At 73.4% G+C, this 8684-nt stretch carries 8 protein-coding genes and 1 riboswitch; of the genes, 6 read left to right on the plus strand and 2 right to left on the minus strand.

Features of this window, described 5'->3' with window-relative positions; all coding sequences use genetic code 11:
* Nucleotides 1-67: 67 nt before the first annotated feature.
* Entirely contained in the window at nt 68-670 is a 603-nt protein-coding gene (locus tag ETD85_RS23890; protein ID WP_138692003.1) for a dihydrofolate reductase family protein, read from the minus strand.
* 174 nt (nt 671-844) lie between these two features.
* Between ETD85_RS23890 and ETD85_RS23895 the strand changes: the two genes are divergently transcribed.
* Entirely contained in the window at nt 845-3640 is a 2796-nt protein-coding gene (locus ETD85_RS23895; protein WP_170246807.1) for an ATP-binding protein, read from the plus strand.
* Nucleotides 3641-3678: 38 nt separating this feature from the next.
* A riboswitch (SAM riboswitch) is annotated at nt 3679-3767 on the plus strand.
* Between the two features lie 9 nt (nt 3768-3776).
* The gene (locus ETD85_RS23900; RefSeq protein WP_138692005.1) at nt 3777-4397 is read left to right on the plus strand and encodes a GNAT family N-acetyltransferase; all 621 of its coding nucleotides are present in this window, start codon (nt 3777-3779) and stop codon (nt 4395-4397) included.
* An 18-nt stretch (nt 4398-4415) separates the two neighbouring features.
* Here the strand turns inward: ETD85_RS23900 and ETD85_RS23905 are convergent, their stop codons facing one another.
* On the minus strand, nt 4416-4967 hold the full coding sequence (locus tag ETD85_RS23905; protein WP_206058498.1) for a hypothetical protein: 552 nt from the start codon (nt 4965-4967) through the stop codon (nt 4416-4418).
* A gap of 196 nt (nt 4968-5163) precedes the next feature.
* Between ETD85_RS23905 and ETD85_RS23910 the strand changes: the two genes are divergently transcribed.
* The 4 genes from ETD85_RS23910 to ETD85_RS23925 all read left to right on the plus strand — a co-directional run.
* A complete protein-coding gene (locus ETD85_RS23910; protein WP_240779362.1) occupies nt 5164-6180 on the plus strand; it encodes an MFS transporter in 1017 nt (338 codons plus the stop codon).
* A 29-nt stretch (nt 6181-6209) separates the two neighbouring features.
* A complete protein-coding gene (locus tag ETD85_RS23915) occupies nt 6210-7427 on the plus strand; it encodes an FAD-dependent monooxygenase (protein ID WP_138692006.1) in 1218 nt (405 codons plus the stop codon).
* Between the two features lie 43 nt (nt 7428-7470).
* Nucleotides 7471-8190, plus strand: coding sequence for a TetR/AcrR family transcriptional regulator (locus ETD85_RS23920; protein ID WP_138692007.1), 720 nt, complete (start codon nt 7471-7473; stop codon nt 8188-8190).
* A 170-nt stretch (nt 8191-8360) separates the two neighbouring features.
* Nucleotides 8361-8684, plus strand: a 324-nt coding sequence (locus tag ETD85_RS23925; protein WP_138692008.1) for a laccase domain-containing protein, incomplete at its 3' end; no start/stop codon positions are given.

Raw genomic sequence — 8684 nt, forward strand, 5'->3', positions numbered from 1 at the left:
CGGGAGATCGCGGTTCTCATCCCTCCGCGGCCCTCATCCCTGCGCGGCCCTCATCCCTGCGCGGCCCTCATCCCTCCGCGGCGTCCATCGCCGCGCGTCGTGCCGCCGCGGGGTCGAGCAGCCCGTCGCCGGTCGGCTCGTAGGTCAGGGCCACGACTCCCGAGGAGAAGGCCTGCGATCCGGTCAGGCGGAGCACCGCGGTGTCCACCGACTCGTCGAACAGCCGCGCCCCCTTGCCGGCCACGACCGGGTACGTGACCAGGCGCAGCTCGTCGATGAGCCGCTCGCCCAGCAGCCACCGGACGAGCGCGGCGCTGCCGAAGATCAGGATGTCGCCCTCGATCTCCTTCTTGAGCTGCGCGATCCGCTCGGCCGGGTCCTCGCGGATGACGGTGGTGTTGTTCCACTCGCCCTTGTCCAGGGTCGTCGAGACGACGTACTTGGGCAGGGAGTTCATCCGGTCGGCGTAGCCGGCCTCGTCGGTCATGCCCGGCCAGGCCGCGGCGAAGCCGTCGTAGGTCACCCGGCCGAGCAGCAGCGCATCGGCGGCGCGGATCTGGTCGAGGCCGGTCTTCATGGCGTCCGGGCTGACGAACTGGAAGGTCCACTCGTGCGGGTTCTCGATGACGCCGTCGACGGTGGTGAAGACGGAGAGAACGACTCGTCCCATGACAGTGCTCCGTTGCTCTGGTGTTGTCGGCTGATGCGCTCATCATCGCCAGGCGGGACCGTGCCGGCATCCGGGGCGAACACCTACTCCACCACTCAAAGGACCACGCAACGGATCACGCCCGACTCCGGGCCGGGGCATGATGGGGCCGTGGCCGTCGCGTACCCAGGAGCCGTGTCCAAGCGTGAGACAGAGGTGCTGGCTCTGGTCGGCGCGCAGCTGTCCAATGCGGAGATCGCCGCTCACCTGCACCTGTCGGTCCGCACGGTCGAGAACCACGTGTCGTCACTGCTGCGCAAATGCGGCGTCGCGGACCGCCGGGAGCTCGGCAGGCTGGCCAGGCAGGACTCGTCCGAGCCTGGCCGCATCACCGGCCTGCCCGCGCCGCTGACCACGTTCATCGGCCGCGCCGCCGAGCGCGAGCGGCTGCTGGCAGCCCTGCGGGCCGCCCGCCTGGTGACGCTGGTCGGGCCGGGCGGCGTCGGCAAGACCCGGCTGGCGATCGAGACGGCCGGAGGCGCCCAAGGCTCCTTCCCCGGGGGAGGGGCGTTCGTCGACCTGGTGCCGGTGGGGGAGGCCTATGTCGCCCAGGCGGTGGCCGCCGCGCTGGGCGTCACGGAACGCCCGGACCAGCACCTGCACGAGGCCATCGCCGAACGGCTCGGCGACGGCGGCGCCCTGCTGATCCTCGACAACTGCGAGCACGTGATCGACGCCGTCGCCCGGTTCGCCGAGCAGACGCTCCGCCGCTGCCCCGGCACCCGGATCCTCGCCACCAGCAGGGAACGCCTCGGCGTGCCCGGCGAACGCGCCCTCCCCCTGGCCCCCTTTCCGCCGGCCTCGGCCACCGCGGCTCCCGTGCCGCTCACCTCCCATGCCGAGCTGCTCTTCCTCGACCGCGCCACCGCGGCGGACCCGGGCTTCACCGCCGACCCGGCCACGCTCACGCTGCTGTGCGCGCGGCTCGACGGGATGCCGCTGGCCATCGAGCTGGCCGCGGCCAGGGTGCCCGCCCTCGGCGCGGACGGCCTGTTCGCCGCCCTGGACGATCATCTGCGCCTGCTGGCCGGCGGCCGGGGCGCCGACGAGCGGCACCGCTCGCTGCGCGCGGTCATCGGATGGAGCCACGAGCTGCTGGATGAGGAGGAGCGGGCGCTGTTCCGGCGGCTGGCCGTCTTCGCGGGCCCGTTCGACCTGGACGCCGTCGTGGCCGTCACTCCCGGCCTGGCCCGGAGCGCGGCGGCGGACGTGCTCGGCCGGCTGGCCGACAAGAGCCTGCTCGCCGTGCACCGCCGCTCCGGCGCGGCCAGGTGGAGGCTGCTGGAGACCGTACGGGCCTACGCCGCCGAACGGCTCGACCAGGCGGGCGAGACGGACGCGGCCAGGCGGCTGCACCTGGAGTGGGCCGCGGGCGTGGCGAGCGCTCTGGAGGCTCACCTGGAGACGGCCGACCGGTGGCGGGACGGCTTCGACGCCGTCGCCGACGACCTGCGCGCCGCCCTGGCCTGGGCGCCGGACGTGCCCGGGCACCTGCCGTACCGGCTGGCCGGGGCGCTGGGTCACCTGACGTACGCCAGGCGCTTCCTCGGGGAGGCGCTGGGCCACTACCTGACGGCGGCGCGGCTGGCGCCGACCGCGCTGGAGGCGGTGGCCGACCTGCGCGCGGCGGCCGACTGCACCTCCGCGATCGGCGACGTCGGACGGCAGCCGCTCGAGATGCTGCTGGAGGCCGTCGGCCGGGCGCGCGAGACGGGCGACGGCGACCTGACGGCCATCGCTCTGGCCTCCGTCGTCAGCGCCGCCTGCCGCCATCACGTGGAGTTCGAGGAGGGGGTCCCGCACGCGGCCAAGGCCGAGCTTTTGGCGGAGGCGCGAGCCGCCGGCGACCCGGCGAACCCGGTGGTGGCGGCGCACCTGGCGGCTGCGGCGGCCTGGCTGGCGAACGAGCACGCGGCCGACGACCACCCGGCCGACGTGCATGCGGCCGACGACCACCCGGAGACGGAGACGGAAGCGGAGACGGAAGCGGAGGCGGCGGTGGAGGCGGCGGTGGAGGCGGCGCGAACCGCCGGGGATCCCGTGCTCGTCTGCGCGGCGCTGGACATCGCGACCATGGCCGCGCTCCGGCGCGAACGGCGGCGCCAGGCCTGCCACGTCACCAGCCGGCGACTGTCCCTGCTGGAGAGCCTGCCTCGGCACGTTCCCGCCGCCTGCCCCGAGATCGTGGACACCCTCAGGATGGCGTTCTACGGCTTTCTCGGCGTGGGCGACCTGCCCGCCGCGCTGGCCGTCGCCCGCCAGGCCATGGACGACGACCTGGTCGGAGGCTCCTACCTGGCAGCCGCTCACCTGATCACGCCGCTGGTCCTCACCGGCCGCTTCGACGAGGCGCTGAGCTTGGAGACGGAGGTGTGGGAGGGCTGGCGACGTACGGGCCGGCCGTTCGGGCCGCAGCTCGGCCCGCCGATCGGGGCGCTGTCCCTCGCCCACGGCCTGCGCGGCGACGGCGACGCCGCACGGCTGTGGCGGTCGCGCGCGCTCAACCCGCCGCACCGGCGGCGGTACAGCTACTTCATGACGTTCGCCGACGCCCGGCTGGCGCTGCACCACGGACGGTTCGAGCAGGCGGCCGAGCTCGTCGAGGCTGCCCTGGTCGGCAGCCCGACCGCGGCGACGGCACCGTACCGGGAGGCGGTCGCGGCCGAGCTGGCGGTGGCCGCCGGCCTGCCGGGAGCGGCCGGCCGGCTGGCCGCCACGGGCGCCGGCGAGAACGACTGGGCCGCCGCCTGCCTGGCCCGGGCCAGGGGCCGCCTGCGCAAGGACGAGAACGACCTGAGCGCGGCCGTGGCACTCTGGGAGCGGATCGACGCCCGTTTCGAGCGCGCCTGCACCCTGCTCCTCCTGCCCGGCCGGGCGGACGAGGGCGCGAGCGAGCTGGCCGAGCTGGGCTGCGTACCGCCCAAGACCTGACCTTGACAGGCGAGCGGCCGCCTGGCCATGATCGATGACGTTCATCGGGAGGATCCGAGGGACCTGGCCCTGCGACGGTCCGGCAACCTGCCCTGAGGCAAGGTGCCAATGCCAGGAACGATGAGGAGCCGCCGTCATGCGTCCCTGGTTCGTCGTGCCGCCGCTGGACGGCTCCCTGGTCCGGCTGGAGCCGCTGTCCCTCGCGCACGCGGGAGACCTGGCGCTGGCGGCGGAGGAGCATCGCGCCGGCTATGACTTCACGCTCGTCCCCCGGGGCCACGAGGTCCACGACTACCTGCGGGCCCAGCTCGACCGGACGGCACAGGGGCTGGTGCCGTTCGCCCAGATCCGCCGGTCGGACGGCCGGGCCGTGGGGTGCACGGCGTACTGGGATCCGCGCCGCTGGCCGGGGCGCGACGAACTGCGCGCCGTCGAGATCGGCTTCACCTGGCTCGGCGCGTCCGCGCAGGGCACGGGCGTCAACGCCGAGGCGAAGCTCCTGCTGCTGACCTACGCGTTCGAGACCCTTGAGGTCGCGCGGGTCGACCTCAAGACCGACGCTCGCAACCTGCGGTCACGGCATGCCATCGAGGCCCTGGGCGTCACCTTCGAGGGGGTGCTGCGGAACTGGTCGATGTCGTGGGCGCCCGGCGAGGAGGGCCTGCTGCGGGATTCGGCCATGTACGCCGTGACCGACACGGAGTGGAACGACGTCAAACGCGGCCTGATCAAGCGCCTCGAATCGCGTACCTCATGAGGGGACCCGTGAGCCGGGTCAGGCCGAGATGAGCCGGAGGATCGCGGTGCCGTCCGCCCCGGCCACCACCTGCACCACGACCGCGCCTTTCTTCCTGCCCGGGGGCTTGCCGGCCAGGCCGCACGAGCTGTTGCTGCTGTTGCGGGTGAAGACGGTGACGCACCCCCGCCCGTCGCCGCTCACCTCGCCGCTCGTCCTGCTATCTCCCGACGTCACCTTGTAGCCGACCTCGTTCTTGCCGACCTTGGTCAGGGACAGCGTCGCGGGACCGTCCGGGATCTTGAAGTGGATCGTCACCGGAGCCGACACCGCGATCTCGCAGTTGCCGTCGGAGCACGCCTCGGGGTCGCTCCCGTCGGCCGCCGTCACCGCCGGGGACGGGGCGGGCGCGGTGGAAGACGGATCCTGCGCGGCGGGGGAGGCCGCGAGTTCGGCGCTTCGGGTGCTCCCGCCGGGGCCGCCGCAGCCGGCCATGGCCAGCGCGGCGAGCGCGGCCAGCGCGGTCAGCGCGCCCTGCGCAACGCGGCCGGTCACCTGGCGCGTGTGCCGTACCGTGGTCGGGTTTGACATGGGATCAGCCCCTTGAGTCTCGTCCGAAGTCAGGTGTGAAGTCCCTGTTCAACGGCCTCTACCAAGCATTCTGCAGCAGTAAGATCACGAATCGCAGTGGAATCTGTCAAACCCGGCCCCGGCGCCGGCAGCCGAGGTGATTCGTCCTCATCCGAAAGAGTGGAAGGCGGCGTCGGCGGCTCGGCATCCTTGCCCGGTGTCGCCAACCTCCTTCCGCCCGCCTGCCGCCTGGCGCAGGTTCGCCGTGGTCGCCGCGCTCATGCTGGGCGCCTTCACCTTCAACACCACCGAGAACCTGCCGATCGGGCTGCTCGCGCTCATCTCGGCGGACCTGCGCGTGTCGCCGCCGGCCGTCGGCCACCTGGTGAGCGGATACGGCCTGACGGTGGCGATCGTGTCCCTGCCCGTCGCGCTGCTCACCCGCGGGATCGCGCGCCGGTACCTGCTCTCCGGCCTGCTGGCCGTGCTCGTTCTCGCCAGCCTGGCCTCGACGCTGGTGACCTCGTACGAGGTGCTGCTCGCGGCCCGGGTGGCGACGGCGGCGGCCCAGGCGCTCTTCTGGGCCGTGATGGGGCCGGTGGCGGTGGGGCTGTTCCCTCCTCGGATGCGCGGCCGGGTCATCGGCGTGCTGTCCGTCGGCGGTTCGCTCGCCTCGGTGCTCGGCGTCCCGGCCGGTGCCTGGCTGGGCCGGCACTCCGGCTGGCAGGCCCCTTTCCTGGGGCTGGGCGGGCTCGCCCTCGTCTCGCTCGTCATCGTCGCCGGGCTGCTGCCGGCCTCGCGGCCGGAGGAGGGGCATGCCGCCCGCGGGCTCGCGCCGGACGCCCGCCGGTTCGCGGTCGTGCTGGCGACCACTGTCCTGTCGGCGACGGGGGCGTTCGCCGGGTTCACCTACGTCGTGACGTTCCTGGCGGAGGTCAGCGGCATGTCCGGGAACTCGGTCAGCGCCCTGCTGCTGGTGTTCGGCATCGCCGGGGTCGCGGCGGTCACCCTGACCGGGCCGCTGCTCGACCGGTTCCCGCTCGCGACGCTGGCGCTCCCGGTGGCCGGGCAGGCGGTGGCGCTGCTGGCGCTGTCGGCCGCCGGTGACGTGCAGGCGTTCCTCGCCGGCGGGGTGCTGACCGTCGCGGCGCTGGCCCTCCTGCCGCGCCTGCGGTCGAGAGCCGAGCTCTCCGAAACTGACCAACAGAACCGTTTTGGTCAGTCTCTCATCTAGCATGGAGGGAACATACGAGAGGAATCGTCATGACGAACGCAGGCAAGGGCGGCCGCGCGCTGGTGGTCGGGCTCGGGATCGCCGGAATCGCCACCGCTGTGCGGCTGCGCCAGATCGGCTGGGAGCCGGTGCTGGTGGAGCGGGCACCCGCGCGCCGCTCAGGCGGGTACTTCATCGTCCTGTTCGGGGCCGGCATCGCCTCCGCCCGGCGGCTGGGCGTGCTGGACCACATCGGCAACCGCGCCGGCGCCCACGTCGCCACGTACGAGGTCGACCGCGCCGGGCGCCGCCGTCCCAGCATGAACCCGTTCACCATGGCCGTGGGCCCCCGCCCCCTGCTGCGTGGTGACGTGGAACGGGGGCTGTTCACGGCGCTGCCGGACGACGTGGAGATCCGCTACTCCACCGTGCCCACCCGCATCACCCAGGACGAGCGCGCGGCGGAGGTGACGCTGCACGACACCGCGGCCGGCACCACCGTCACCGAGCGCTTCGACCTGGTGGTGGGGGCCGACGGGATGCGCTCGACGGTGCGCGGGCTCGTCTTCGGCTCCGAGGAGTACCTGCACCCGCTGAACTACATGATCGGCGCCACCGTCCTGGACGGGCCGGTCGACGGCTTCGGCCTGTCCGACGGGCTGATCCTGGCCGAGCCAGGCCGCTCGATGTGGGCCTTCCCCTTCGCCGACCACGCCCCCAGCCTGCTGTTCTCCTACCGCACCGGCGACATCGACGCCGAGTTCACCCGCCCGCCGATCGAGTCCATCCGCAGGGCGTTCGGCCCCGAGCCCACGGGAGCCCTTCTTGAGGGCCTGCTCACCCGCTACGAGCAGGCGCCCGACGCCCTGTTCGACTCGGTGCAGCAGGTCAAGATGCCGCGCTGGCACCGCGGAAGGGTCGTCCTGATCGGCGACTCCGCCTGGTGCGTCACCCTGTACGCGGGCATGGGCGCCTCCAGCGGCATCGCCGGCGGCGAGCTGCTGGGCACCATGCTGGAGCGGCACCCCGGCGACCTGCCCGGCGCGCTGCGCGCCTGGGAGGCCCGGATGAGGCCCTTCATCGACGTCCAGCAGGACAGCGCGCTGACCGGCCGCCGGATGTTCACGCCGCAGGACCGCAGAGAGCTCCTCCTGCGCGCCGGGATGATGCGCCTGATGCGCGTGCCGGGCGTGGGGAAGACCATGGGCAGGATAATGCTCAACAGCAAGGACATGCGGGCCAAGAACGTCGACGTCGCCGCCCCCTGACCAGGCCCGAACGCCCGGCAGAACGAAAGAGAAGGACCGTACGGTGAGCCAGCTGGTCGAACTCCACTCACGCAAAGCCGCCCGCATCCTGGACAGCGCGCGCGAGCTGGTGCTCGACCACGGCGCGGGCAAGGTCACCGTCTCCGAGATCAGCCGCGCGGCCGGCGTCGGCAAGGGCACCGTCTACCTCTACTGGCCCAGCAAGGAAGAGCTCATCCGCGGCCTGTTCGCCCGCGATCTGCTGACGCTCTCGCAGGAGGGCATCGACCGCATCTCCGCCGACCCGGCCACCGTGCTGCCCCGCCACCTGGCCCCCCTGCTCATCAGGACCGGGCAGCGGCTCCCGCTGGCGCTGCGCCTGCACAGCGGCGACGCGGAGCTGCTGCGGCTGCTCACCCAGGAGCCCGCCGATCGCGAGCTGTTCGACCGGGCCAGTCCCGCCGCCATGTGCGCCGCGGTCATGCCGATCCTGCGCCGCCACGGCCTGATCCGCGACGATCGGCCGCTGTCCAGCCAGACCTATGCCGTGCACGCCGTGCTCGGCGGGTTCTCCGCCGCCATCGCCGAGCCGGCCACCGCACCGGGCGGCGTCGCCGACCCGGTCGCGGTTCTCGCCGACACCGTGGCCCTGCTGCTCGAACCGCCCGTCCCGCCGGACGAGGCGGCCGTCGCCGCGGCCGCCGAGGAGACCCTCGCCGTCATCCGCGAGGTCAGGGACGCCGTTCTGGACCTCATCGCACGCGGCCAGACCACCGAACACTGATCCGGCCGATCACGAGCTCTTCCGGAGGCGTCGGAGATGGATCTTCGAGCCCATGCCGCGCCGCGACCTCGACGCGATCATGGCCTGCCGCACCGGGGACGTCGCGATCGGGAGCCGGCCGCCGCCGTCGCATAGCCTGGGTAAGCGTGGACGATGATGATCGTGTGGGTATGGCGTTCTCCGACAGGTTCGACGCCATCAGCCTGCCGCCCGCCGAGGTCAGGCGGCTGGGCGAGGAGGCGGGGGCGGCGGTCCGGCACGGGCGGGCGCGCTTCGCGAGCAGGCTCGGCCTGGAGCCGGGCGACGTCGTCTTCATGCGGCAGGTGCACGGCGCCGAGGCCGGCTACGTCAGCGGCCCCGATCCCGGCGCCACGCCGATGGACGGCATGTGCACGGACCAGCCGGGCCTGGCGCTCGCCGTTCTGGTGGCGGACTGCGCTCCCGTCCTGCTGGCGGACGCGCGGGCCGGAGTGGTGGGGGTGGCCCATGCGGGG

It is taken from the genome of Nonomuraea zeae, assembly GCF_005889725.1.
Classification (GTDB): domain Bacteria; phylum Actinomycetota; class Actinomycetes; order Streptosporangiales; family Streptosporangiaceae; genus Nonomuraea; species Nonomuraea zeae.